We start from the raw sequence: 24,657 nt of genomic DNA on the forward strand, positions 1-24,657 counted from the left end.
CGCAGCTTCGCGAGCAGCAACTCGTGCAAGCGGTCCCACACGCCGGCCGCCTGCCAGTCGCGCAGCCGCCGCCAACATGTCACGCCCGAGCCGCAACCCATCTCGGCAGGCAGGTCGCGCCAGCGTAGTCCGGTCTCGAGAACGAACAAGATGCCGGTCAGCGCGGCGCGATTCGAAACAGGCAGGCGGCCCGGGTTCTTCTCGCGCCGCGGCTTGGATGGCGGCAGTAACGGCTCGATCAGTGTCCACAATTCGTCGTCGATGATCGGCTTGCCCATCTCCTCGGCCTCGGTTGTTCCGATGCCTGAGGTTAACAGCTCGCCGCGAAAGTTAACAGGCCCACGGGCTCTTTTTGAAACCGTCTCTAAGCCAGTGGATTTGAGTGGCTTAGAGGAGGAGTGAGTGGGACATCTCGGCACTCCACCAGCATAGGTCGCGGTGGTATATTGGGCTCTGTGGCTTATCAATTGAGACGTAAAAGCCTAACGTCGATGAAGAGTTCGACCTATTGGATTGATGCAGTCCGTCACATGAGGCTATTCGAGAATTCTCGTCCCCGGTGACATCGAGGTTGTGCGTCGTTTCGTAAGGTTGGGGTCATGGAACTCTCGGAAAACTTGATCAAAGACATATACGCTTACGGCGCCGCTGGTCGGGAGGCATGGAAGAAGGGTGAAATTGCTGACGCTGAGGTAAGTTTCATAAAAGCGTGGGAGATTTTGCCCGAGCCTAGAGAGCAGTACGACCTCGCGCAGTCGATGGCATGCGGATTCGTCGTTTTTTATCGAGATACTAAGCAGTTTGATAAGGCTGTTCACTGGTTGGCGGAAGTGAGGAGGGCGTACGGTTTCGGAACCGGCCCGGATCTGATAATCGGATTTCTCAGCGGAACGGTGTATTTCGAAGCCAGTGATCTAGATAAATCTGCGGAGTTCTTTGTGCCGCTGTATGAGCAATTTGGAAATGGGCCATTTTCCGGTGAGGATAAGAAGTGTCTCGAATTCGCGAAGCGTGTATCGACAGGAAGAGAATAAAGATGGTCAGACTTCCCAAGAAAATCCAAGATGAGTTAGATGCTCTCTCGGAGCAAGGCAATGTCTTGTGTGATGCGTCGAAGTTCGATGAAACGATTCAGGGATGGAGTGCAGCTCTGGAGTTGCTTCCCTAACCTCGGCTTGATTGCGAGGCATATGAGATCAGGAGAGAACGGTTCCGGCTCGACGTGAGGCTAGCCCAATTTCCGTCCCAGTCTCAGCTGGAAAATTCCGGCTCTTCGGGGCGGGCCGAACCGGCCCGATCGGTGCACTGGCGGGCGAATTCCGCCGGTGTCATCCACTGCAGCGCAGAGTGAGGACGCGCCTCGTTATAGTACCCGCGCCAGACTTCGATTTTGCGTCTGGCGTCTTCCAGCGACAAGAACCAGTGTGCGTTGAGGCACTCCTCCCGAAAGCGCCCGTTGAAGGATTCATGCTTCGCATTGTCGGTCGGCTTGCCAGGACGCGAGAAGTCAATCTCCGCGCCATTTTCGTACGCCCATTTGTCGAGCGCCTTCGAAATGAACTCGCTGCTGTTGTCTGCCTTGATATAGCGGGGAAGCGGACGATGATGCGCGAGCCGAGTCAGCGCAGCGACAACGTGCTCGCCACGCAACGATCCGTCAACTTCAATCGCCAAGCACTCCCGCGTGTAGTTGTCCACGATCGTGAGCGTGCGCAAGCGTCGACCATCAAACAGCGCGTCCGCGACGAAATCCATACTCCAGATTTCGTTGATTGCGCTTACTGACTGCTTCGGCTGGCGGCGGCGAGCCGACTTGTTCCGTCGAGGTCGCTTATGGCGCAACGAAAGGCCCGGTTCGCGATACACGCGTTCTACTCTCTTGTGGTTGTCTCTCCAGCCTTCCCGGCGAAGCATCATGTACACGCGGGGTGCACCGTAATGCACCCGCACTTCCGTGATCTCCTTGATGCGCATTTCCAGTACGCTTTGATCCCGCGCGCCCGACTCGTAGCGGTAGACCGTACGGGACAGCTGCAACAATGCGCAGGTCTGTCGCTGGCTTGCGCCGAAACGCTGCATCAAGTCCGTGACAAGCTCACGGCGCCGAGAAGGCTTCAGATTTTTTTTGACAGCACGTCCTGCAGCATGGCCTTGTCCAGCGACAGATCGGCCACGAGCCGCTTGAGCTTGGCGTTCTCTTCCTCAAGTTGTTTCAGCCGACGCAGCTCCGAGGGCGACAGCCCGCCATATTTCGTCCGCCAGTTGTAGAACGTCGCGTCGCTGATCCCCATCTTGCGGCAGACCTCCGCGACTGGTGTGCCCAGCTCGGCCTGCTTCAACGCATATGCGATCTGCTCTTCGGTGAACTTGCTCTTCTTCACGGCATGACCTCCTGGTCTTGATGACAACGTCATGCTGGAATTTTCTACTTTCAAATGGGACAGTTTTGTGGGCTAGGGTCAGGCTAGGGTCACCACGCGCGTAAACGGCCTTTGCGGTCGAGTTGGCACTAAAACAGGCCACCCATCACCCCAGGCTCCCAGTTCGTAATCACCAGCTCGCCGCTTGTATGCGGCCGCCCGTGTCTGTTGGCGACCGAGTAGCGAATGTCCAGCTCAAGCATGTGGAAGCCATCAAACGCCCTCCGGATGCCCGGATGGTCGTTGATCGACACCATGACCTTGCCGCGCGCCTTGCGCATCAGCGCGGCCATCGCCTCATACTCCCCAAAATCGAACGGCACCCCGTAGCCTTCTTGTCTGCCAGTACGGCGGGGCCAGGTAGATGAAGGTGTACGGCCGATCGTACCGTTCCACGCACTCGCGCCAAGGCAGGTTTTCGACATGCGTTCCAGCCAGACGTAGATGGGCCGCTGAGAGCTGCACCTCGATCCGCAACAGGTTGACCGACGGCGCGGTCGTAGCGGTCCCGAACGTCTGGCCGGCCACCTTCCCACCGAAAGCATGGTGCTGTAGGTAGAAGAACCGGGCAGCACGCTGGATGTCCGTCAGGGTTTCCGGTCGCGTCATCTGTTGCCATGAATGCCTGCCGGCTGCCGATCGCCCATTTGAACTGGCGCACGAACTCTTCGAGATGGTGCTGGACGACACGGTACAGGTTGACCAGCTCGCCGTTGACGTCATTGATGACCTCGACGGGTGCCGGCACAGGTCGGAGGAAGTACAGCGTAGCGCCACCGCAGAACGCCTCGACATAGCATCCGTGCGGCGGAAACAGCGGGATGAGTTTATCGGCCAGCCGGCGCTTACCACTGAGCCAGGGGATGACCGGTGCTGACGATTCCAATTGCTACCTTCTCGATCCCGGCGAGATAGCCTTACGCCGCCTCTGCACGGGTAGCGTGGCCTTGCCGGATTCGCGGGCATCGACTGCGGTTGCGGGGCGGCTCGGGTGTTCACAGCACCAGGCACGTCGCCACGCTCTTTCTCGACATCAATATCTTCCAACGGTCCTACGGTAACGGGCGACCATCGAGTCGAGCGTCGATTACTGTCGGGCGCGCCTACGCAGCGCTGCCCCGTAGTTTTGCACTGCTTCAAGCCAATACACTAACTTCCGCTTGAGCGCTCCGGCGACAGGCTTTTCCACGCCAACATGCAATAACAGCGAAAAGCCGATTGCCGTCGCTATGACCGTCCAGAACAAGATGTTGCGGTCGATCGCGCTGCCGACGATGTTGAAAAGCATGTAACCAACGTTCTGGTGGATCAAGTAAAGCGGGTAGCTGACTGCACCGAACCAGACCCATCGTCGACTCGTTAAAATCGGCGTCCGGCGAAGCGCGAGAATGAGCAGCACCACAAAAAACGATGTCATCACAACCGCCACGATCACTGGATTCAGATCCGGCCCGAAATGCTCGCTGAAGTACGGCAAGAGCTGAAGTTCCTGATATAGCGATAGCGCCCAGGCTGCACATACGAGCGTGATCCGCGATCGCGATAGGCCGTGTGCCCGGATGAGGAAGCACGCTGCACCGGCAATGAAGAAACCTGCGTAATCCGTCACCAAGAAGGTCTTGAGCTTGATGAACGGGAACGCCTCGACGAGCACGGTGGAAACTAGCCAACCGAACAACCATCGCTCTGATCGACCGATCTGGCCGATGATCAGCACGATCGCGACCAACCGATAGAACCGCAATTCTGTGCCGAGCGACCAGTACGCACCGTCGATCGGGTCCGCGCCGAAACCGCCACCGAGCGTCAACATATTCACGACGTATTGCGGCCACGTCGCCGTGAAGCGGTCTCCACCAATTGCGAGCGTCACAAGGAAGGTGACCGTGCAACAAACCCAAAACGCCGGCAGCAAGCGCGCTGCGCGCGACGCGATGAATTTTTTGATGCTCGCGTCGCCGGCCGTCATGAGGATGACAAAGCCGCTGATCATAAAAAACAGATGCACACCGAGGAAACCGTATCGAGCGAGCGGTTCCATCGGCGGATAGTGCATGGTGGTCAGGTCATCGGCAGCATAGCCCCGGAATGCATAGTGAAAAAACACGACAGCAAGGGCGGCGATGAACCGAAGCAAATCAAGCTCGGGGATTCGGGAAAGCTTCACGGTCTACGATTATTGAGATTCATTGTTTCTGTCGCTGGCCAGTCGACAGGTTCGACTCACGTCGGGCCGATTGTAGCCTAGCGACCATTGCCGACCGCTCGGGGACTAACACGTTTAAGTCGGGTGCGGCGGCTCCGGCCACACTATGTCAAACGGAAATCCGGGCTGGGTCGGTATGTCGCGCAACTTCTGGCGGTACTCCACCCACTGGGCTGCTTGTTCTTGCACCGACCGTGGAGCGTCAGGCGGGACCGCAGTTCGAGTATCGGAGTCGCGAAGGCACGCGCCCCGCTGCTCACGGATGACGATTGCACGAAATTCAGCCTCGTTCGCTGCAAATTCTTTGTGAATCAATTCGTCATCTGGCTGCGGTTCCGGCCGCTTCCACGCAGCGATCCACGGCAGGCCTATAAGCTCACCTGTGTTTTGATCGACAGGCTGACCAACGAGAAAATCCACGCCGTGCAGCGCACCCGGGTACAGCTTCTTGATCGCAGCCATCTCAATCGCGAATTCGAGGTTGGTACGCCGAATCAGGTGCGGTGTGGTGACATCACGTATGTCTGGGCGCAGGGACGTTGGCATTATCTGGCCGTAGTACTCGCCCTGTTCACGCGTCGGGTTGCTGGCTGGGCGTTTTCGACACGCCCTGATGCCGATCTGGTCGTGCAGGCGTTGGAGATGGCCTATGAGCAACGTGGCCGACCGCAAGGCTTGCTGTTTCACTCGGATCAAGGCGGCCAATATGCAAGCCGGAAATTCCGTCAGCACCTCTGGCGCTATCGGATACAGCAAAGCATGAGCCGTCCAGGAAATTGTTGGGATAACTCCCCGATGGAGAGGTTGTTCCGCAGCTTCAAGACCGAATGGCTACCGTCAGTGGGCTACATTTCGGCGCAGGAGGCACACCGGTACAACTGGATACGGCCGCATCAGTTCAATGACGGACTGGCGCCGGCGGTTGCGGAAGAAAAACTTAACGCAGTGTCCGGGATTAGTTGACCACTACAGTGACAGCTGGTTCGGCGAGCGTATTCATCGGGCGCTCCAGGTCGGGCTCCGGTCCTTGCTCGATCCAAGCTTGTCGGACAGCGAAGGATGTTACAGGGCGGGAATTCCGCATGCGCCTTCTATTTCCTCTCCTAAAAGTACGCAAGCGGTGTTTGTACGGATAGCTCCGGCATTTTCTGCTGTGCGCCCCGCGGCATCGATTGGGCGTCCGGAGCCGCACGCAAATCGACGATGACGGTCATCGGCGGTCCCACGCGACGGAGCACGGGGTTCCCACTGCCGTCGGTCACGAGTTCCCTTCAGCGAGTTTGAATTTTGTCGTAAACAACTTGTATGGACCATTCATCATCGCCCCGGGAACCTCTATGAGAAATATGAAAGTATCTAGCCGCCTGACTATCGGATTCGGGTTATTGACGGCCCTGCTGGTGGCAATCGCCGTGACCGCGTTTTACGGACTGTGGCAATTGAACAACCAACTTGACGCCATTGCGCGAATAAACAATACGGAAGCACGGTTGGCCAACCAACTACGCTCATCGATACAGGATCGCGCGATCGCCGTGCGGAATCTGGCGTTGCTTACCGACCAGCGTGATATGGCACTGGAGGGCGACCGCATCAAAAAACAGGAGCAGATTTACGCAGACGCCTACCAGAAACTATCGCGTATGTTCGCCGATGAGGCCGGAACGACGGAACGGGAACGGACGCTCATCGCTGCCCTCAAGCAAGACGAGGCAGCAGCACTGCCTCCATTAAGAAAAGCAGCAGAGCTCGGCCTGAACAACGACGCGGCCGGGGCAACGAAGGAACTCTTGCAGAATGCGAGACCCGTGCAGCGGGTATGGCTTGCACGCGCAGTAGAGCTGGCAAATTTCGAAGATCAGCTTAACGAGCAGGCGCAGCAAGATGCGACTGCGATGTACGCGAGCGTTCGCGCGCTGATCTCGGCAATCGTTGGCGGATCACTGCTTGTTGCCATCGCGACAACCATCCTCATTGCTCGCAGTATCCTGCGTCAGTTGGGTGGAGAGCCCTCCGTGGCTCAACATGCCGCGGCGCAGATCGCCGGCGGAAACCTCATGGTCGATCTGCCGCTGGCGCGCGGTGACTCATCGAGTTTGATGGCGTCACTCGAGGCGATGCGCGCCAAGCTCACCTCGATCGTTCAGGGCATCAAGGCGTCCGCGGAGTCCATTTCCGTCGCCGCTGCGGAGGTGGCGCAGGGCAATGTCGATCTATCTCAGCGCACGGAAGAGCAGGCTGCCTCGCTCGAAGAAACGGCTGCGAGCATGGAGGAACTCACCTCGACGGTGAGGCAAAACACGGACAATGCTCGTCAAGGAAGCACTTTGGCGGCGGCGGCTTCACAAACCGCTTCGTCGGGGGGAGACGCCGTGAAGCAGGTGGTCAGCACGATGGAAGACATCGCATCCAGCTCGCACAAGGTGGCCGAGATCATCTCGGTCATCGAAGGCATCGCGTTTCAGACCAATATCCTTGCGCTCAACGCAGCGGTCGAAGCAGCGCGTGCGGGCGAGCAGGGACGAGGCTTCGCAGTTGTCGCGGGTGAAGTCCGAACCTTGGCACAACGAAGTGCGGTCGCGGCGAAGGAAATCAAGGAGCTCATCGGAACCTCGGTATCTCACGTCGCAGCAGGTTCGAATCTGGTTTCGAACGCTGGAGCGACAATGGAGGAGATCGTCCGATCGGTGAAACGTGTCACGGACATCATGGGCGAAATCGCTTCCGCCTCTGGCGAGCAGACCACGGGAATCGAGCAAATCAATGTCGCCGTTACCCAAATGGACGAGGTGACCCAGCAGAATGCCGCTTTGGTCGAGCAAGCTACGGCTGCGGCCCAGTCGATGGCCGACCAGGCGGCAAGCCTGAAAGCGGCAGTCTCTATCTTCAAGGTCGACTAGTAGCCGCGGCCGGTTCTGGACCGGCCAGCCTTTACGGCAACCGAGGAGGTCGGGAGGAGCGGCAAGCGGTACACGAACGAGTTCAAGATCGAGGAAGTCAATCAGGTAACCGAAACAGGGTCATTCGGTGGCGGATGTGGCGCAGCGGCTGGGCATCACGACCTACAGCCTTTACGCCTGGAAACTGAAGTTCGGCAGGCGGAACTGGATCAGAGCGCCGAGGTTCGGCGATTCAGGCGAATGAGCGCGCACGCCCGGCACTTCGAATAGTCGTGCTGTTCAATCACCTGCTGCACAACTTCTCGACGCTGCGCGGGCGAACTCGCTTTTGTCCGAGAACGTCCTTCAGAACCTGGATGTCCGGCGCCTGGTCGGCCCACAGCCGCTTGAGCCGCTGATTTTCTTCGTCCAGTTGCCGCAATCGTCACGCTTCCGACCCGCCGCGCCGTGTTCCCACAGCGAGCCACCAGCCGGCGAACCTGCCGCGTCGTCAGTTCCAGCCGTTCCGAGCGAAATGGGGGCGGGCGGATGGGGCAGGAAACGCCTACTTGCGGCAATTCGCCTGACGCGCTTCATTAAGGTCGTTGGCGAAGGCTCGGGCCGAGGTCGCGGTGTCGAAAATGACCAGCTCGTTTGCATCCGGTCGGGCTGCCGCCTCGGCAGGAAAAATGCCGGCCTCTACGATGTAATGGCTGTTCCTGCCAGTGTGCGATTCTATCCAGATGTTTCGTATCGAACAGAGTTCGACGGGGTGTCCAGCGGAGACCTGCCGGGTGCCTTGGACGATCAAATGATTCTGCCCGCCGATGGTCAGACGCGTCGTGATCGGATCGATACCGTAACCGATGACAACCAGTGCGCCGAAAAACGCGGCGACGCCTCCCAGTTCCCAGCGAACGAGCGCGATTGGGGAACGCCAAATGCCCCAAAGCAACAAGGCCACGACACAGATATAGACGGCGACCATCGGCCAGTCTGTAACGGAGGGCGCTCTGATGAGCGAATAATCGGCCGCCATGGCGCCGCGCACGTAAAGACCCACGTCCCCGTCGCCGCCCGGTCTCCATAGGCGAAAGCCCTCCGCGAGAACCTCGTTGTAGTGGTACCACCCGGCGCTATAACCGCCAATATTCAGCCCAAGGATCAGCAACGTCGCGAGCCAGATACTCCGACGGGTCGTTCGAGCCTCTACGGCAATTGATCGCATTGCAGTTCTCGCGCATGTACGGTGTGACAGGCTTGCCCAGTCGAGCGATTCGGGACCAACGGGAAGGGCTTTGTCGAGCATCCCGAAGAAAACTCGAACAAATTGGCAGTCTGCAAGATTCGTCCCGATTCCGCGGCATGGCTGAGCGACGATATCTCGAATTTACCAATATTAGGCCCCTCGGTCGTTGGGGCGAATCAGGTCTGCGGCGGTCTTCGGGCCGCGACAGCGCGGAGCAGCGCGTACTTGCAGCTAACACGGCTCCATGCGTTCCCGGGTCGCCAGCAATCAGCGGTTAGATGATCGACCCGCCGTGCTTGTGCATCTCCGATTTACGCAACAAAGCGACGCATTGACAGCCGTATCGAAATACCGGAAACGCGATCCCGTGCGGTCGGCCGCCGCCTTCCATCGCCAAACGCGTTTCGCGCGACGCCGGGCGGCTACCGAATGCGATATCCGGTCAATAAAGAGGGCTGTCCGGCAATAAAAAATTGAACACAAGCGTAAATTGTACGCGATTCGGAAAATCGTTCCGCCCGACGTCGTAAGACTATTAACGTGGATAGTGATCACATGGTGCGGAGCCGCGACAATACGCCGACTTCCGGGATCTCGATTCACGTGTGAACAGGCATTTCCATAAATACATTTCGACGCTAAATTATTTGAAAACGCTAAAAAAATTGTCTATACCCTAGACGAACGGCTTGATCCGCATCGTACCGAGGCGGGCAGGCAACAAGCGAGCGCGGGTAATGGCGGATTCCATTGCCGCCGAACTCGCGCAGCAGCGATCGAAAGGATTCGGGGGATGCGAACGGCCCGTCGACAGGCCTGCCGCATGAGTCGTGAATGGGCGAAACGCAGTGAACGCCGCCGAAGCAACGCCGCGTCTTTACATTCAACGGTCGATCAACGACCCCGTCACACGGAGGTTGTCATGCTGCACTACGTCAAATCCCTGCTGCGTGATGAACGCGGCGTCAGCTCGCTCGAATATGCGGTGCTCGCCGGCATCGTCGTCGTCGCGCTGGCGGCGGTCGGGGTGATACTGAGCAGCAACACCGGGGGCCTGCCTGCCGTGTTCACATCGCTGATGAACAAGGTCACGGCGCTGATCTGATCTTCCTGAACCCGCGCGCCGCCGACGAACACACGGATCCGCAGCGGTACGACGTATCCAGCCGGGGCGCGCCGACGGACGGCTCTCCGATGCTCCATCTCGTACAGTCGGCGGCGACGCTCGTGCTGATGTCGCTCGTGCTGCAGGACGTGCGCACGCGGCGCCTGTCCAACCGCACGGTGCTCGCGTTCGCGATGCTGTATTTCGTCGCGGCCGCGCTCGCGCGTGAAGGGCTCGCGCAGCTCGCCGCTCACGTCGCGACCGCCGCGGCGATGCTGCTGCTGTTCGCCGGACTGCGTCACGCCGGCTGGATCGGCGGCGGCGACGTGAAACTGGCGGCGGCCGTCTTTCTGTGGGCCGGCCCGGCGCTCGCATTCCCGGTGTTGACGATCGTCGCGGCGAGTGGCCTCGCATGCGGCCTGGCCATGCTCGCGGCCGTTGCGTGGCAGCGTCGCCGCATCGCGCCGTCGCCTGCAATCGACACGCGCGGCGTGCCGTACGGCATCGCGCTCTCGCTCGGCGGCGCACTGGCCGTCTGGGCGCCGTTTCCTCACGCGGTTTCGCTCACCTAGCGGGGACGCACGCCGCCATGCCCAAACCTCTGAGAATGGCCGTGCTGATCATTGCTGCCGCCATCGGTGCGTTCCTCCTGCGCCAGCTCTATGTCGCCGCGTCGACGCCGTCGGCGTCCGGCGCGGCAAGCGACGTCAACGTGCGCGTCGCGGCGGCCGATCTGCCCGAAGGGCTGCTGCTGCGCGACAACGATCTCGCGTGGAAGCGCATGCCGCTCGCGCAGGTGCCGGCCGGTGCCTTCGTCGAATCCCAGCCGGGGGCGGACCTCAAGGGCGCGCTGCTGCGCAACCGCGTGGACGCCGGTGCGCCGATTCGCGCGGACAACGTGATCCCGGCCGGCGCGCCGGATTTTCTCGCGGCGGCGCTGCAACCCGGCATGCGCGCGATCTCGGTGCCGGTCGACGACGTGTCGGGCAACGCGGGGCTGATCCAGCCGGGCGACTTCGTCGACGTCGTGCTCACGCAGCAGATCGGCGGCTCCGCGACGGCGCCCGGCACGTTCGAAGCCGAGACGGTCGTGCGCCGCGCGCGCGTGCTCGCGGTCGGCTCGGAATTCCAGCGCGCGAAGGCGGCCGCGAGCGCACCCGACGCGCCGGTGCGTGCGCGCACAGTCACGCTCGAGGTCGCGCCGCGCACCGCGCAGGTCGTGCTAGTCGCGACACGCCTTGGCTCGCTGTCGCTCGCGCTGCGCAGCTTCGCGACAAGCGACCGCCGCCAGGCGGCGGGCGGCGACGAGCAGGAGCCCGATACGCCGCCGGTGTGGGCCGGCGACGTATCGCGCGCGTTCCGCGACGCGACGCGCGCGCCGTCGGCGAAGACCGACACGGGCATGCGGCCCGCACCGCAGGGCAACACGGTCGTGATCTATCGCGGCTCGTCGGTGGACGACGGCTCGCGTGGCGGTAGCGGCGGTGGCGGTGGCGTCGGCATGCCGGGCGTTCCGCCGCTGCCGTCCGGCTGGCCGAGCACGCCGGGCACGCCGGTTGCACCGGCCGCACCGGCGGTGGGCAATGCGGCCGCCGACACGGCGGCGCAAGTGCCGCGGGCGGCGGGCGCGCAGTGACGCGATGACGAGATGTCGATTCGGAACCGGCCGCCCGGCGGCCGGCATTTGACGGGAACACGCATGGTGCGCATGGTTCGTTGGATCGCTTTCTGGTGCCTGGCCGCGCTCGTCGCGCCGGGCGTCGCGTTCGCGCAGCGCACGCAGGCGGCGGACGCCGGCGCGGCGTTGTCGATCGCGACGGGCAAGGGCGAGATGCTGTCGCTGCCGGAACCCGCGACCGCGATGTTCGTCGCGGACCCGAGCATCGCGGACATCCAGGTGCCGTCGCCGCGCACCGTGTTCGTGTTCGGCAAGAAGGCCGGTACGACCACGCTGATCGCGCTCGGCGCGAATCATCGGCCGATCCTGCGCCGGACCGTGATCGTGCAGGTCGACACCGCGTCGCTGCAGACGGTGCTCGACAGCCGCTTTCCGCAATTGAAGCTGTCGGTGTCCGGCGCGCCGGGCTCGCTGATGGTGTCGGGCAAGGTGCCGAGCGCGGCCGACGCGGACGCCGTGATGCAGTCGCTCGCGCCTTACGTGAACGACAAGGAAAAGATCGTCAACCGTCTCACGCTGTCGCGCCCGATCCAGGTGAACTTGCGCGTGCGCGTGACGGAGGTGAGCCGCAACGTCACGCAGCAGCTCGGCATCAACTGGAGCTCGCTCGGCGCGGCCGGCAACTTCATCGGCGGGCTATTCAACGGACGCACGCTGTTCGACCCGACGAACCGGCTGTTCAACCTGTCGCCAACCGGCGCGTACTCGGTGGCGGGCGGTTTCCATACGGGGCGCTGGTCGATCGACGTCGTGCTCGACGCGCTCGATCAGGAAGGGCTGATCACGATGCTCGCGGAGCCGAACCTCACCGCGATGTCCGGGCAGACGGCGAGCTTCCTCGCGGGCGGCGAGATTCCGATTCCGGTCGCGCAGGCCGGCAACACGACCGGCGCGATCTCGGTCGAGTTCAAGCCGTTCGGCGTGTCGCTCGACTTCACGCCGACCGTGCTCGCCGACAACCGGATCAGCCTGAAGGTGCGTCCGGAGGTGAGCGAGGTCGACCCGAACAACAGCGTGACGACCGGCGGCATCACGGTGCCGGGGCTCACCGTGCGGCGCGTCGAGACGACGGTCGAGCTGTCGAGCGGGCAGAGTTTCGCGATCGGCGGGCTGTTGCAGAGCCAGACGGCCAATACCGTATCGCAGATCCCGGGGCTCGGCCGGCTGCCGATCATCGGCCGGCTGTTTTCGTCGAAGAACTTCCAGGACAACAAGACCGAGGTCGTCGTGATCGTGACGCCGTACATCGTGCAGCCGACCGGGCCCGGCCAGCTCGAGCAGGCGATCGACACCGTCGCGCGGCCGAGCAGCGACCTCGAGTTCGCGATCCAGCGCAATCTCGGGCTTGACCTGCTGACCGGCGACACGCCGCGTCTCGTCGGCGCGGCGGGCTTCGTGTACTGACCGGAGGAGCACGCATGCGAGTCCGAACCCTGTTCACCGCGCCGTTGCCGCTGGCGCTCGCGGCCTGCCTGTCGACGCCGCCGCCGATCAACCTGCCCGATGCGCGCGCGATCGGCTTCGACGGCGTCCGTGCGGTGCCGCCCGACTGCGCGAAGCTGATGCAGCCGTCGCATCTCGTCGACGCCGGCTTCGGGCGTCCCGGCGTGCCGTTCGGTTGCGCGACCTACACGAATCTCGCGACGATGCTCGCGCGGCCGGAAGACCTCGTCGCGCCCGTGCCGTACGGCGGCGCCGATGCACAAGTCGCGGCCGACGCGGTGCGCCGCTACGTCGAGGATCGCGTGAAGCAGCCCGCGCCGGGCAAGACGCTGACGACGACCGGCTCGCCCGGCCATTGACCCACTTCCGATGCGATCGCGATGCCGCCCATGAACGTCCTCGACCGCCAGAACGCCAAGCAAGCCGCCTCCGCCGGAGCGGCGGACCTCATCGCGGTCGTGTCCGATGCCGGCAGCGAGGATGTGATCCGCCGCGTCGCGCAGGACCTGTCGATCACGCGCGCCCACGTGCAGCCGGGCAACTGCGACGACGCGATCCGGCTGCTGCAGCAGCACGAGCGCTCGCCGCGCCAGCTGATCGTCGACGTGTCGGATTCGGTGCTGCCGGTGTCCGACCTGATGCGGCTCGCGGACGTATGCGATCCGTCGGTGCGGGTCGTCGCGATCGGCACGCAGAACGACGTCGGGCTGTTCCGCAACCTGCTGGGCATCGGCGTGCAGGACTACATCGTGAAGCCGCTGACCGTCGAGCTGATGCGGCGCGCGCTGACCATGACGGAGTCGGTCGTGCAGGGGCGCACCGGCAAGATCGTCAGCTTCGTCGGCGCGCGCGGCGGCGTCGGCACGACGACGATCGCGGTCAGCCTCGCGCGCTGCCTGGCGGGCGAGAAGCGGCGGCGCGTCGCCTACGTCGACCTGAACCTGCACGGCGGCGGCGCGAACTCGATGCTCGGGCTGTCGAGCAACAACGGGCTGATCGAGTTGCTGAACATGGAACGGCGCCCCGACGACGCGCTGTTCGACCGCATGTTCGTCACGAAGGGCGACCGCCTGCACATGCTGTCGGCCGAACTCGCGTACGGCGAGGACGCGCTGCTGCGCGACGATGCGATCGCGCAGCTCGTCGACATGCTGAAGGACCGCTTCCATTACGTGCTGTTCGACGTGGGCGTTCGCGCCGGCAAGCTGTTCGAGGATGCGCTGACGGCATCCGATCTCGTCTATATCGTCGCCGATCGGTCGGTGCACGCCGCGTACGAAACCGCGCGGCTGGCGCGTTTCGTGAAGGAAATGCCGGGCGAACGAATGCTGTCGATGGTGCTGAACAATCCGCTCGAGCCGGTCAAGGGGCGCGTCGCGCCGACCGATTTCGAGGACGCGTTCGGCGGCGTGCGGTTGCGCGAGCTGCCGCACGACGCGCAGTCGCTCGCGATCGCGGAGAACCTCGGCGAGCCGATCGAAGGCTCGAAACGCCGCGGTTTCCTGGACGAGATCCGGCTGCTCGCGAACGGCATCACCGGCGAATCGATGGCTATCGCCGAGCCGTGGTATGCGCGCTTCGTCAAATGGAGGAAGGGATCGTGACGTTCGGTACCCGCAAGCAGCCGACGCCGGACCCCGCGCCGGCGGGGTCGCCTGCCGCGCCGCGCGACGAGGCGCCCGCGCCGGCGCCGGCCGCGAGCCCGGTGCCGGCGTCCCTGTCCACGTCCGCACCTTCGGCCGCAGCCGCGCGCGCGGCGACGGCCGATACGCAGGAGGCGCTGATTCGTTCCGGCAAGTTCGATGCGATCCGCACCGCGGTGTTCGCGTCGATGAACATGTCGGCCGCGCTGATGAAGACGCGCGACGAAGTGCGCGCCGGCATCGAACAGGTGGCCGCGCATACGGTCGAGCGCGAGCGCCTGAAGATCACCGCGGGCGAGCAGGTGCTGATCGTCGACGCGATCCTGAACGACATGTTCGGCGTTGGGCCGATCGAGCCGCTGCTCGCCGACGACACCGTGTCCGACATCCTCGTCAACGGCCCCGACCAGGTGTACGTCGAGCGCGCGGGCCGGCTCGAGCTCACGTCGCTGAAGTTTCGCGACAACGCGCACGTGACGAGCGTCGCGCAGCGGATCGCGGCGGCGGTCGGACGCCGCGTCGACGAAAGCAGCCCGATGGTTGATGCACGGCTCGCCGACGGCAGCCGCGTGAACGTGGTGCTGCCGCCGATCGCGATGCGCGGCGCGTCGATCTCGATCCGCAAGTTCGCGAAGCGCGACATCACGCTCGCGCGGATGGCGCATCAGGGCAACATCTCGCACGCGATGCTGCAGGTCCTGAAGATCGCGTGCGCATGCCGGCTGAACATCGTGATCTCGGGCGGCACCGGGTCGGGCAAGACGACGCTGCTCAACGCGCTGTCGCAGCACATCGAGGAGCACGAGCGCATCGTGACGATCGAGGACGCGGCCGAGCTGCAACTGCTGCAGCCGCACGTGGTGAGCCTCGAAACGCGCCCGGACAATACCGAAGGGCTCGGCGGCATCTCGCAGCGCGATCTCGTGCGCAACGCGCTGCGGATGCGGCCGGATCGCATCATCCTCGGCGAAATCCGCGGCGCGGAGGCGTTCGACGTGCTGCAGGCGATGAACACGGGCCACGACGGCTCGATGACGACGATCCACGCGAACTCGCCGCGCGACGCGATCAGCCGGCTCGAAAGCATGGTCATGATGGCGAATGCGAACCTGCAACTGTTGTCGATCCGGCGTCAGATCGCGAGCGCCGTGCACCTGTTCGTGCAGATCGAGCGGATGCGCGACGGCGTGCGCCGCGTGACGCGGATCACCGAGATTGTCGGGATGGAAGGCGAGGTGGTCATCACGCAGGATCTGTTCGCGTTCCGCCAGGAAAGCGATACGACGCGCGACGCGGTGAGGGGTGTGTTCGAGGCGTCGTCGCTGCGGCCCGCGTTCGCGCCGCGGGCCGCGTACTACGGCGTCGAGGACGCGCTTTCCGAGGCGTTCCGGCAATGAGGGCCGCCGACCTGTTCACGCTCGGCGCGTTCGTCGCGATCCTCGCGGTGGGTCTCGGGCTGTCCGCGTTGCTCGAGCGTGCGCGCCATACGCCGGAGCGGCGCATTCGCGCGCGGCTGCAGCGCCTGGCGCCCGCGCTCGCGGGCCGGGACGCCGGCGAGGCCGCCGGGGCCGGTGTCGCGCTGTTCAACCTGCCGCGCCGGCAAACCCGCATGCGCGCATGGGTGCAGCGCTACGTGACGCGGGTGCGGGCGGTCGGCGGCGAGCGCGGGCTGCGGATCGTCATCGCGAGCACGATCGCCGGCGCGATCGCCGGGATCGTCGCGGTGAAGCTCGTCGCGCTGCCGAGCGTCGTGCATCCGGCGATTTACGCCGGATTGCCGCTGATCGCGATGCGCGCGAGCTACCGGATGCTGGTCGAGCGTTTCCGGCTGCGCTTTCTGGAGGGGGTCCCCGATGCGATCGACCTGATCGTGCGGGCGGTGCGCGCGGGCATTCCGGTCACGCAGGCGATCAGCACGGTCGGCGACAGCGCGGCCGAGCCGGTGCGCTCGACCTTCCGCACGATGGGCGACAGCCTGCGCGTCGGTGCGGATCTGAAGGACGTGCTGACGCACGCGGCGGACCGGCTGATGATCGCGGACTTCTCGTTCTTCACCGTCTACCTGCTGCTGCAGCGCGAGACCGGCGGCAGCCTCGGCGAGACGCTCGACGAGCTGTCGAGCATCATCCGCACGCGTCGCGACATCCGCCTGAAGACGCGCGCGCTGACGGCCGAAGGGCGGATCACGACGAAGATCATCTCGGCGGTGCCGTTCGTGATGATCGGCGCGCTGTTCCTCGTGAACCGCGCGTACGTGATGCTGCTGTTCGACACGCATGCCGGGCGCGTGATGCTGACGACCGCGGTGGTGCTGCTGACGATCGGCCTGCTGGCGATTCACAAGATTTCGAAACTGGATACCGCGCGATGACGATGTCGATGCTGGCCGCCCACGGCCTCGAACTGCTGCTGCTGATCGCGTGCGTCGCGGCGGCGCTCGCGACGCCGGGCGGCGGCACGCGCCGGCGGATCGCCGTGCGCGTGCAGCAGGCCGCCGGACAGCGGCCGCCGTCGGTGGCAGGCGGGCGTCTGCCGGGCGACGTGCGTCACGACCTGACGCGACGGCTCGCGCAGCTCGGCGAGCGGCTGCCCGTGCTCGATCCGATGCAGCGCGCGAAGCTCGGGCTGCAACTGACGCGCGCGGGCTTTCGCGAACGGCGTGCGGTGTCGTCGATGATCGGCATCAAGCTCAGTTGCGGTGTGCTGTTCGCCGGCGTCGCGATCGTGTTCAGCCCGTATATTCCGCGCTTCGGCGAATACTTCGTGATCCGCGCGGTGGCGATGATCGCCGCGTTCGTGATCGGCGTGATCGTGCCGGAATACGTGCTCGGCGCGATGATCCGGCGCCGCCGCCGCATCATCGCCGCATGCTTTCCGGATGCGCTCGACCTGCTCGTGATCTGCACGATGGCCGGCAACAGCCTCGTGTCGGGCGTGCGGCGCGTCGCACGTGAACTCGCGCGCATCTGCCCGCCGCTCGCCGACGAGCTGACGGTCTGCGCGGACGAGCTGACGCTGAGCGGCAACGTGTCCGAAGCGCTCGCGCATTTCGCGCTCCGCGTCGATTTCCCGTCGGCCCGCTCGCTCGCCACGACGCTCACGCAGTCGCAGCGATTCGGCACGCCGATCACGCAGGCGCTGCGCACCCTGTCGCGTAGCGAGCGCACCGAGCAGATCGTCGCGCTCGAGGAACAGGCCGCGAAGCTCGCGCCGAAGATCACGCTGCCGATGATGCTGTTCATCCTGCCGACGGTCGGCCTGATCGCGGTAGGCCCGGCGGCCATCCGTCTGCTCGAGGTGTTCAAATGAAAGGCTTCGTCCCACGCGCGTTCGCTTTCGCGGCCGTGCTGCCGCTGCTGGCCGGTGGCTGCGCGCCGGGCATCCAGACACGGCCGGCGCTGTCGCACAAGAGCGACGACCCGCAGGCCGAATTGCGCATTGCCGACAGCGCGCTGGCCGGCGGCAACGTCGATCTCGCGTCGACGCTGTACGGGAAGGTGCTCGCCCGGCATCCCGACTCGCTCGCGGCGCAACTGGGGCTCGCCGACGTCAACTACCGCGCCGGCGATCTGGAGCGCGCTCGCGTGCTCTACGAGCAGGCGCGGCAGCAGGCGCCCGCGGAACTCGGGCCGCAGGTCGGGCTCGCACGCGTCGCGTTGCGGCAGCGGCGGCTCGACGAGGCCGCCGGACGCTATCGCGCCTTGCTCGCCGCCCAACCGAACCTTCCGCTCGCGGCGGAAGGGCTCGGCACGGTGCTCGACCTGCAGGGCCGCCACGAGGACGCGCAGGCCGTGTACCGGGACGCGCTGCGCGCCCATCCGGACGCGCAGGGGCTGCGCGTCGACCTCGGGCTGTCGCTCGTGCTGAGCAATCGTCCGCGCGAGGGCGTGAACGTGCTGCTCGACGTGGCCGGGCTGCCCGATGCGCCGTGGCAGGCGCGCCAGAATCTCGCGTTCGCGTATGGCGTGCTCGGCAACACCGATTCGGCGAAGAAGCTGCTGTCCGCGGATCTGCCGGCGTCGGCGGTGGCCGACAATCTGCGCGTGTACCAAGCGGTGCGTGCGCAGCTCGCGGCGCGCCCGGCGGCCGATGCGGCGCGGCCGTTGAAGGGCGCCGCGCTCGAGCCGCATACGATGCCACCTGCCGCGGGGGCCGCAAAATGACACGCGCGGCGATGCGCGGCCGCCACGCGCGCGGCGTCGTATCCCTCGAGTTCGTCTTGATGCTGCCGTTCCTGCTGATGGTGCTGATCGGCATCATCGACGTGAGCCTGCTGCTGTGCGACAAGGCCGTGATCACGAACGCGAGCCGCGAAGCCGCGCGGGCCGGCGTCGTGCTGCGCGTGCCGATGCTGACCCCGACGCAGATCGCGAACGTCGCGCTGAGCTATACGCAGAACAGCCTGATCACCGGCGGCACGCCGACGACGCCGACCGTGACCGTGACGCAGGCGAACGGCACGACGGCGGGCACCGCGCTGACGGTCACGGTGACCTACACGTATGCCGGGATGGTGCTCGGTTCGGCATTCAGCGCGCTGACCGGCCCGGTGACGCTCACCGCCAGCTCGGTGATGCTGTATGAATGACGCGGCCGACAAGCCATCCAGCGGCGCGGCGCGCGAGCGTGGCTCCGTCGCGCTGTTCTTCCTGATGTTCCTGATTCCGCTGCTGTCGTTCGGCGCGCTCGCGATCGACATCGCGTGGATCGCCACGGTGCGCAATCAGTTGCAGAATGCCGCGGACGCGGCCGCGCTCGCGGCGGCCGATGCGATGATGTCGCCGACCGGCGGGGCACTGAACTGGTCGCAGGCCGCGCCGGCGGCGAACGGTGTGATCGCGCGGAATTCGGCGGCGGGCGCGCCGCTGGCGACCGGCACGGTGACGGCCGGCTACTGGAACGTGACGCGCACACCGGCGTCGATGCAGCCGACCACGATCACGCCTGGCCCCTACGACGTGCCGGCCGTGCAGGTGACCGTATCGCGCGCGCCGGGGGTCAACGGCGGCTCGATTCCGTTGCTGCTCGGCGGGCTGCTGGGCATCCCCGGCGCATCCGGCGGCGCGACCGCGATCGCGGTGCTCGCCGCGCCGGGCGGGGTCGCGGCGGGCGGGCTCTTTCCGATCGCGATCGACCAGTGCGTGTACAACCAGTACTGGAACGCGGCGACCAACCAGCCGCTGATCAATCCGCTGACGGGTTTGCCGTACGAGTTTTCGATCACGAACGGGCAGACGTACGGCACGCTGTGCATGGGCGGCCAGTGGACGTCGTTCCAGTCGACCGCGACCGACACGACGACGATGAGCGGCCTGATGGTGACCGGCAACCCGACCACGCTCAATATCGGCGACAGCATCTATCTCGCGACCGGCGTGAAGGCGACGCTCTATACGTCGGTGCCGGTCGGCACGACGGTCGTGCTGCCGGTCGTCACGCAGACGTCGAGCAGCACCTACGTGCCGATCGTCGCGTTCGCCGCATTCCGCATCGACGTGTCGCTGGGCGGCACCTACAAGTACATCCAGGGGCACTTCGTCGCCGGTGTGAAGATGACCGGCGTCGCGACGGGCGTCGGGCCGTATTACGGCGTGTACGTACCGCCGCGGCTCGCGTTGTAAGCGGTAAGCGCGTCGTGCCGTGCGCGGCGCAGCAGCATCAGCAGTGCGAAGAGCGTCACGGCCGGGCCGACTTGCGGCAGTTGCAGCCACGGGTTCAGGTATTCGGCGATCGGCAGTGCCCACATCAGCGCGATCGCGGCCTGTTCGCCGCGCAGCCAGCCGTCGCGCCAGCCGATCGACAGCATGCAGGCGATCGCGATCGCGAGCCACGCGAGTTCGTAGTGCCACACGTACGGGTTCGCCACGAGCGTCGCGACCGCCAGGACGGCCGCGCGCACGCGGGTGTCGCGCGATTGCGTCCAGACGATGCACGCGGCGGCGATCGCGATCGCGGCGATGCCGGCATGGGCGGCATACGCGGCGCCGAGCGGCACGCCCGCGAGGCGGAACGCCGCGAACGGCGTCGGCGACGCGAGCCAGAACACGACGCCATGCTCGAGGATGATCGAACGGACGAGGCCGGCGCTCGCGACGAACAGGCGCAGCGACGCGACGCCGCAGACGAGCACGCTCGCCGCGACGAATGCGCTCGTCGCGAGCGCGGCCCACATGATCGTGCGCCAGGCGCGCACGGCGACCAGCACGAACGGAAACAACAGCGCCATCTGCGGCTTGACCGACAGCAGCGCGATGCAGAGGCCGGCCCACAGCGGACGCCGGTCGGCCCAATACACGGCGAGCGCCGCACACGATGCGGTCAGGAACGCGTTCTGCCCGAGCGTCGCGGTGACGAACACGCACGGCGCGGCGATCAGCGCGAATGCGACGGCGCGCGCCGCGCCGGGAATCGCGCGGAGGCCGGATACGCGCCACGCGGCGAGGCCGAGCATCAACACGCCGAACGCGACGAACAGCGGATAACCGAGCGCGAACGGCAGCAGCGCCAGTGGCGTCACGAGCAGCAGATAGGTGGGCGGGTACAGCCACGGCGCAAAGACGTCGCGGGGCAGGTGCGGGAACAGCCCGGTCATCAGCCGCGAGAATGCGGAGAAATCGTACGCCTGCGATGGCGCGCCGTGCAGCATGACGTACGACGCGGACCAGAACACCGAGAAGTCGGCGCCCGGGCGCGGCGTCACGCCGCCGGTGGCGGACGCGTGACGCGCGACCGCGGTCCAGATCGCAATGAACACCGCGTACGACATCAGCACCATCGCGCTGTACAGGACGACGCGTCGCGGCGTGAGCCACGCGACGACCGGCCGCTCGGCCGGGCGTGTCGATTGCCGGAGGATGTCCAATTGACGCGCCCGGTGCTACTTGAACGACGTCTTGCGGGCGGCGATGCCCACGGCCGCCGGCGTCGCGGCCCGGCGCCGCGCCGCGTGCGCGCGCTTGAGCGGAAACGGCAGCAGCTTCGATGCCGGTCGCGCGGCCGCATCGCGCTCGGCTCGGTAGTGCCGCCTCACGAGATAGACGGGGCGTTGCTTCGATTCGTGATAGATCCGGCCGAGGTATTCGCCGATCACGCCGATGCCGATCAGCTGGATGCCGCCGACGAACAGCACGACGGAAATCAGCGACGGGTAGCCGTGCACCGGATTGCCGTACAGCAGCGTGCGCACGACGATGAACGCGCCATACGCGAGCGACAGCATCGCGAACGTGAGGCCGATATAGGTCCACACGCGCAGCGGCACCGTGCTGAAGCTCGTGATGCCTTCCAGCGCGAAATTCCAGCGCCGCCATCCGGAGAATTTCGAGCGGCCGCCGCTACGCGCCGCGCGCGTGTATTCGACGATCTCGGTACGGTAGCCGACCCACGCGAACAGCCCTTTCATGAAGCGCCGCCGTTCCGGCAACGCACGCAGCGCGTCGACGACCTCGCGGTCCATCAGCCGGAAATCGCCAACGTTCTCCGGCATCTCGACTTCGGAGAGCCGGTTGTGCACGCGGTAGTAGAGCGCGGCGGCCACGCGCTGCATCAGCGGGTCGCACAGGCGGTCGGTGCGCTTCGCGGCGACGACCTCGGCGCCTGCGCGCCAGCGTTCGAGCATCGCGGGAATCAGCGCGGGCGGGTCCTGCAGGTCGGCGTCGATCAGGATCACGGCCGCGCCGGCCGCTTCGTCGAGGCCCGCGGTGAGCGCCGCTTCCTTGCCGAAGCGGCGTGTGAGATCCACGACGTGCATGCGCGGGTCGCCGGCGGCGACCGCGAGCAGCCGGTCCAGCGTGCCGTCGCGGCTGCCGTCGTTGACGCAGACGATCTCGAAGCGCACCGACGCGACCGATTCGAGAACGGGCAGCGTTTCGGCAAAGAATGCGTCGATCGTTTCTTCTTCGTCGTGAAAAGGCACGACGAGCGATATCAGCGGCTTCCTGGCTTGCGTCGACACGTGGCGGCCCCCCGGAGAGATTCGGCCTGCGTTGCGCGGTAGGTTTGCGTTGTCGTTTGCCGAACGGGGCGACCCGATTCGGGGCGAAGGCGGCCCGGCCGGCCTTTTCACCGTGGACTGGACGACATGGGCTCTCAATATTGTACGAAGTATTCGGGATTCGACAAGGCACGAATCGAGAATGCGGCGTGCAGCGCGGGCCCGGTCGCTCGGTCGACGACCTTCACGAGCCCGCGTGCGTCACGGCACCACTCGTCACTCCACCGTCACCGATTTCGCCAGGTTCCTCGGCTTGTCGATATCCGCGCCCCGCAGGCACGCCGCGTGATAGGCGAGCAACTGCAACGGCACGACGTGCAGAATCGGCGACAACAACCCGTAGTAATCCGGCATGCGCAGCACCGACACGCCTTCGCCGTTGTCGATCCGCGTATCGGCGTCCGCGAACACATAAAGCTGTCCGCCGCGTGCACGCACTTCCTGCATGTTCGACTTGAGCTTTTCCAGCAGCGCATCGTTCGGCGCAATCGTCGCAACGGGCATCGTATGCGTGACGAGCGCCAGCGGCCCGTGTTTCAGCTCGCCGGCCGGATACGCTTCCGCGTGGATATACGAAATCTCCTTCAGCTTCAACGCGCCTTCGAGCGCGATCGGGTAGTGCAGCCCGCGCCCGAGAAACAGCGCGTTTTCATGCTGCGAGAATTCCGCCGCCCAGCGCGCGATCTGCGGCTCCAGCCCCAGCACGTCGTCGAGCGCGCCCGGCAGGCGCCGCAACTGCGTCGTATAGCGCGCGAGTTGCGCATCGTTGACGTAGCCGCGCAGCCGCCCGAGCGTGACGGCGAGAATGAACAGCGCGACGAGCTGCGTCGTGAACGCCTTGGTCGACGCGACGCCGATTTCCGGGCCGGCCCGCGTCAGGAAGCGCAGGCCGGTCTGGCGCATCATCGCGCTGGTCGGCACGTTGCAGATCGCCAGCGTGTCGATATGGCCGAGCGCCTGCGCATACTTGAGCGCGGCGAGCGTGTCGGCGGTCTCGCCGGATTGCGACACGCTGACCACCAGCGTATTGGGCATCGCGAGCGCGTCGCTGTAGCGGTATTCGCTCGCGATCTCGACCTGCGCGGGAAGGCGCGCGATCGTCTCGAGCCAGCGGCGTGCAGTCAGGCCGGCGTAGTGGCTCGTGCCGCATGCGAGGATCAGCACGTTGTCGATCTGCTCGAATGCGCGCGCGGCGTCGGGACCGAATACGGCCGGATCGAACAGTCCGGCATCGGGTATCGTCGCGGCCACGGCCTGCGGCTGCTCGAAAATTTCCTTCTGCATGAAATGCCGGTACGGCCCGAGCTCGACCACGCCTTGCACGGACGGAACGGTCTGGATCGCGCGTTCGATCGGCGTGCCGGTGCGATCGAGCACGCGCACGCCGCCCGGCGTCAGTTCGACGATGTCGCCTTCCTCGAGAAAGATGAAGCGGTCGGTGATGCCGGCGAGCGCGAGCGCGTCGGACGCGAGAAAGCATTCGCCGTCCTTCACGCCGACGACGAGCGGCGAGCCGGCCCGCGCGCCGATCAGCCGCTGCGGCTCGTGCTTGCTGAACACCGCGATCGCATAGGCGCCGTGCAGTTGCGAGGTCGCGTCGCGGACGGCGGCGAGCAGGTCGCCGCGATACTTGCTGTGGATCAGGTGCGCGACCACCTCGGTGTCGGTCTGGCCGTCGAATTCGTAGTGTTCGCCGGATAGTTGCTTGCGCAACGTTTCGTGATTCTCGATGATGCCGTTGTGCACGAGCGCGATTTCGTCGCGCGAGAAGATCGGATGGGCGTTGCAGGTCGCCGGCGCGCCGTGGGTGGCCCAGCGCGTGTGCGCGATGCCGGTGCTGCCGGCCAGGCCGGCACTGCGCACGTGGGCGTCGAGATCGGCGACGCGCGACATGCTGCGTTCGCGCCGCGCCTGGCCGTCGACGACCGTCGCCACGCCGCATGAATCGTAGCCGCGATATTCAAGGCGGCGCAAACCTTCGATCAGAATCGGGACGATGTCCCGTTGCGCGACCGCGCCGACGATGCCACACATGACACGT

Annotated in this window: 23 protein-coding genes and 2 pseudogenes; 16 read left to right on the forward strand and 9 right to left on the reverse strand. The window is 65.1% G+C overall.

Annotated elements, in window-relative coordinates; translation table 11 throughout:
* Positions 1-278, reverse strand: a 278-nt coding sequence (locus AC3IFE_RS00665) for a transposase (protein WP_489189272.1), incomplete at its 3' end; no start/stop codon positions are given.
* A gap of 321 nt (positions 279-599) precedes the next feature.
* On the opposite strand from AC3IFE_RS00665, the gene AC3IFE_RS00670 reads away from it, so the two are divergent.
* Positions 600-1,034 (forward strand): hypothetical protein, encoded by a 435-nt coding sequence (locus AC3IFE_RS00670; RefSeq protein ID WP_489189273.1) that lies wholly within the window; start codon positions 600-602, stop codon positions 1,032-1,034.
* Between the two features lie 217 nt (positions 1,035-1,251).
* On the opposite strand, the gene AC3IFE_RS00675 is transcribed toward AC3IFE_RS00670, so the two are convergent.
* The 4 genes and pseudogenes from AC3IFE_RS00675 to AC3IFE_RS00690 all read right to left on the reverse strand — a co-directional run bounded on the left by AC3IFE_RS00675 (position 1,252) and on the right by AC3IFE_RS00690 (position 5,088).
* A protein-coding gene (locus AC3IFE_RS00675) for an IS3 family transposase (protein ID WP_489189274.1) occupies positions 1,252-2,381 on the reverse strand; the annotation gives its coding sequence in 2 pieces (ribosomal slippage) (positions 1,252-2,120 and positions 2,120-2,381; 1,131 coding nt in all).
* A 128-nt stretch (positions 2,382-2,509) separates the two neighbouring features.
* A pseudogene (locus tag AC3IFE_RS00680) lies at positions 2,510-3,306 on the reverse strand (DNA adenine methylase).
* A gap of 201 nt (positions 3,307-3,507) precedes the next feature.
* Entirely contained in the window at positions 3,508-4,587 is a 1,080-nt protein-coding gene (locus tag AC3IFE_RS00685; RefSeq protein WP_489189275.1) for an acyltransferase family protein, read from the reverse strand.
* Positions 4,588-4,701: 114 nt separating this feature from the next.
* On the reverse strand, positions 4,702-5,088 hold the full coding sequence (locus tag AC3IFE_RS00690; protein WP_489189276.1) for an XkdW family protein: 387 nt from the start codon (positions 5,086-5,088) through the stop codon (positions 4,702-4,704).
* On the opposite strand from AC3IFE_RS00690, the gene AC3IFE_RS00695 reads away from it, so the two are divergent.
* The 3 genes and pseudogenes from AC3IFE_RS00695 to AC3IFE_RS00705 form a co-directional block, all read left to right on the forward strand.
* On the forward strand, positions 5,026-5,589 hold the full coding sequence (locus tag AC3IFE_RS00695) for an IS3 family transposase (RefSeq protein ID WP_489189341.1): 564 nt from the start codon (positions 5,026-5,028) through the stop codon (positions 5,587-5,589). The genes AC3IFE_RS00690 and AC3IFE_RS00695 overlap by 63 nt on opposite strands.
* Before the next feature lie 374 nt (positions 5,590-5,963).
* On the forward strand, positions 5,964-7,526 hold the full coding sequence (locus AC3IFE_RS00700) for a methyl-accepting chemotaxis protein (protein WP_489189277.1): 1,563 nt from the start codon (positions 5,964-5,966) through the stop codon (positions 7,524-7,526).
* A gap of 15 nt (positions 7,527-7,541) precedes the next feature.
* Positions 7,542-7,722 (forward strand): annotated as a pseudogene (locus AC3IFE_RS00705) (transposase); the annotation flags it as partial.
* A gap of 348 nt (positions 7,723-8,070) precedes the next feature.
* Here AC3IFE_RS00705 and AC3IFE_RS00710 read toward each other — a convergent pair.
* Positions 8,071-8,733: a hypothetical protein gene (locus AC3IFE_RS00710; protein ID WP_489189278.1), complete on the reverse strand. Its 663-nt coding sequence runs from the start codon at positions 8,731-8,733 to the stop codon at positions 8,071-8,073.
* 943 nt (positions 8,734-9,676) lie between these two features.
* Between AC3IFE_RS00710 and AC3IFE_RS00715 the strand changes: the two genes are divergently transcribed.
* The 12 genes from AC3IFE_RS00715 to AC3IFE_RS00770 all read left to right on the forward strand — a co-directional run bounded on the left by AC3IFE_RS00715 (position 9,677) and on the right by AC3IFE_RS00770 (position 20,244).
* Positions 9,677-9,859 carry a Flp family type IVb pilin gene (locus AC3IFE_RS00715; protein WP_059573845.1) on the forward strand — a complete coding sequence of 61 codons (183 nt, stop codon included), beginning with the start codon at positions 9,677-9,679 and terminating at the stop codon, positions 9,857-9,859.
* An 89-nt stretch (positions 9,860-9,948) separates the two neighbouring features.
* Positions 9,949-10,431 carry an A24 family peptidase gene (locus tag AC3IFE_RS00720; protein ID WP_301738785.1) on the forward strand — a complete coding sequence of 161 codons (483 nt, stop codon included), beginning with the start codon at positions 9,949-9,951 and terminating at the stop codon, positions 10,429-10,431.
* Between the two features lie 17 nt (positions 10,432-10,448).
* On the forward strand, positions 10,449-11,495 hold the full coding sequence (gene cpaB / locus AC3IFE_RS00725; protein ID WP_489189279.1) for a Flp pilus assembly protein CpaB: 1,047 nt from the start codon (positions 10,449-10,451) through the stop codon (positions 11,493-11,495).
* A gap of 63 nt (positions 11,496-11,558) precedes the next feature.
* The gene (locus tag AC3IFE_RS00730) at positions 11,559-12,941 is read left to right on the forward strand and encodes a type II and III secretion system protein family protein (RefSeq protein ID WP_089467154.1); all 1,383 of its coding nucleotides are present in this window, start codon (positions 11,559-11,561) and stop codon (positions 12,939-12,941) included.
* Positions 12,942-12,955: 14 nt separating this feature from the next.
* Complete coding sequence (locus AC3IFE_RS00735) at positions 12,956-13,339, forward strand: CpaD family pilus assembly lipoprotein (protein ID WP_301738788.1); 384 nt, start codon at positions 12,956-12,958, stop codon at positions 13,337-13,339.
* A gap of 21 nt (positions 13,340-13,360) precedes the next feature.
* Complete coding sequence (locus tag AC3IFE_RS00740) at positions 13,361-14,584, forward strand: CpaE/TadZ family protein (protein ID WP_489189280.1); 1,224 nt, start codon at positions 13,361-13,363, stop codon at positions 14,582-14,584.
* Positions 14,581-16,020, forward strand: coding sequence for a TadA family conjugal transfer-associated ATPase (locus AC3IFE_RS00745; RefSeq protein WP_489189281.1), 1,440 nt, complete (start codon positions 14,581-14,583; stop codon positions 16,018-16,020). Before AC3IFE_RS00740 ends, AC3IFE_RS00745 begins: the two co-directional genes overlap by 4 nt.
* Entirely contained in the window at positions 16,017-16,994 is a 978-nt protein-coding gene (locus AC3IFE_RS00750) for a type II secretion system F family protein (RefSeq protein WP_489189282.1), read from the forward strand. Before AC3IFE_RS00745 ends, AC3IFE_RS00750 begins: the two co-directional genes overlap by 4 nt.
* Entirely contained in the window at positions 16,991-17,932 is a 942-nt protein-coding gene (locus tag AC3IFE_RS00755; RefSeq protein ID WP_489189284.1) for a type II secretion system F family protein, read from the forward strand. Before AC3IFE_RS00750 ends, AC3IFE_RS00755 begins: the two co-directional genes overlap by 4 nt.
* On the forward strand, positions 17,929-18,786 hold the full coding sequence (locus AC3IFE_RS00760) for a tetratricopeptide repeat protein (RefSeq protein ID WP_489189285.1): 858 nt from the start codon (positions 17,929-17,931) through the stop codon (positions 18,784-18,786). Before AC3IFE_RS00755 ends, AC3IFE_RS00760 begins: the two co-directional genes overlap by 4 nt.
* Complete coding sequence (locus AC3IFE_RS00765; RefSeq protein ID WP_089467160.1) at positions 18,783-19,211, forward strand: TadE/TadG family type IV pilus assembly protein; 429 nt, start codon at positions 18,783-18,785, stop codon at positions 19,209-19,211. Before AC3IFE_RS00760 ends, AC3IFE_RS00765 begins: the two co-directional genes overlap by 4 nt.
* The gene (locus AC3IFE_RS00770; RefSeq protein ID WP_489189286.1) at positions 19,204-20,244 is read left to right on the forward strand and encodes a TadG family pilus assembly protein; all 1,041 of its coding nucleotides are present in this window, start codon (positions 19,204-19,206) and stop codon (positions 20,242-20,244) included. The genes AC3IFE_RS00765 and AC3IFE_RS00770 overlap by 8 nt, the downstream gene beginning before the upstream one ends.
* Here AC3IFE_RS00770 and AC3IFE_RS00775 read toward each other — a convergent pair.
* From AC3IFE_RS00775 to glmS, 3 genes are all read right to left on the reverse strand, one after another.
* Positions 20,208-21,485 (reverse strand): glycosyltransferase family 87 protein, encoded by a 1,278-nt coding sequence (locus AC3IFE_RS00775; RefSeq protein ID WP_489189287.1) that lies wholly within the window; start codon positions 21,483-21,485, stop codon positions 20,208-20,210. The two genes, AC3IFE_RS00770 and AC3IFE_RS00775, sit on opposite strands and share 37 nt — an antisense overlap.
* A gap of 15 nt (positions 21,486-21,500) precedes the next feature.
* A complete protein-coding gene (locus AC3IFE_RS00780; protein ID WP_489189288.1) occupies positions 21,501-22,577 on the reverse strand; it encodes a glycosyltransferase family 2 protein in 1,077 nt (358 codons plus the stop codon).
* Positions 22,578-22,832: 255 nt separating this feature from the next.
* Positions 22,833-24,650 carry a glutamine--fructose-6-phosphate transaminase (isomerizing) gene (gene glmS, locus AC3IFE_RS00785; protein WP_489189289.1) on the reverse strand — a complete coding sequence of 606 codons (1,818 nt, stop codon included), beginning with the start codon at positions 24,648-24,650 and terminating at the stop codon, positions 22,833-22,835.
* Positions 24,651-24,657 lie beyond the last annotated feature (7 nt).

Source organism: Burkholderia sp. APQ4-4ca (assembly GCF_057837105.1).

Coding starts and splice junctions, on each gene's coding strand:
- AC3IFE_RS00770 (WP_489189286.1), top strand. CDS start 19,204: ATGAATGACGCGGCCGACAAGCCATCCAGCGGCGCGGCGCGCGAGCGT.
- AC3IFE_RS00730 (WP_089467154.1), top strand. CDS start 11,559: ATGGTGCGCATGGTTCGTTGGATCGCTTTCTGGTGCCTGGCCGCGCTC.
- AC3IFE_RS00720 (WP_301738785.1), top strand. CDS start 9,949: ATGCTCCATCTCGTACAGTCGGCGGCGACGCTCGTGCTGATGTCGCTC.
- AC3IFE_RS00670 (WP_489189273.1), top strand. CDS start 600: ATGGAACTCTCGGAAAACTTGATCAAAGACATATACGCTTACGGCGCC.
- AC3IFE_RS00750 (WP_489189282.1), top strand. CDS start 16,017: ATGAGGGCCGCCGACCTGTTCACGCTCGGCGCGTTCGTCGCGATCCTC.
- AC3IFE_RS00700 (WP_489189277.1), top strand. CDS start 5,964: ATGAGAAATATGAAAGTATCTAGCCGCCTGACTATCGGATTCGGGTTA.
- AC3IFE_RS00715 (WP_059573845.1), top strand. CDS start 9,677: ATGCTGCACTACGTCAAATCCCTGCTGCGTGATGAACGCGGCGTCAGC.
- AC3IFE_RS00755 (WP_489189284.1), top strand. CDS start 16,991: ATGACGATGTCGATGCTGGCCGCCCACGGCCTCGAACTGCTGCTGCTG.
- AC3IFE_RS00765 (WP_089467160.1), top strand. CDS start 18,783: ATGACACGCGCGGCGATGCGCGGCCGCCACGCGCGCGGCGTCGTATCC.
- AC3IFE_RS00760 (WP_489189285.1), top strand. CDS start 17,929: ATGAAAGGCTTCGTCCCACGCGCGTTCGCTTTCGCGGCCGTGCTGCCG.
- AC3IFE_RS00735 (WP_301738788.1), top strand. CDS start 12,956: ATGCGAGTCCGAACCCTGTTCACCGCGCCGTTGCCGCTGGCGCTCGCG.
- cpaB (WP_489189279.1), top strand. CDS start 10,449: ATGCCCAAACCTCTGAGAATGGCCGTGCTGATCATTGCTGCCGCCATC.
- AC3IFE_RS00710 (WP_489189278.1), bottom strand. CDS start 8,733: ATGCGATCAATTGCCGTAGAGGCTCGAACGACCCGTCGGAGTATCTGG.
- AC3IFE_RS00740 (WP_489189280.1), top strand. CDS start 13,361: ATGCCGCCCATGAACGTCCTCGACCGCCAGAACGCCAAGCAAGCCGCC.
- glmS (WP_489189289.1), bottom strand. CDS start 24,650: ATGTGTGGCATCGTCGGCGCGGTCGCGCAACGGGACATCGTCCCGATT.
- AC3IFE_RS00690 (WP_489189276.1), bottom strand. CDS start 5,088: ATGGCTGCGATCAAGAAGCTGTACCCGGGTGCGCTGCACGGCGTGGAT.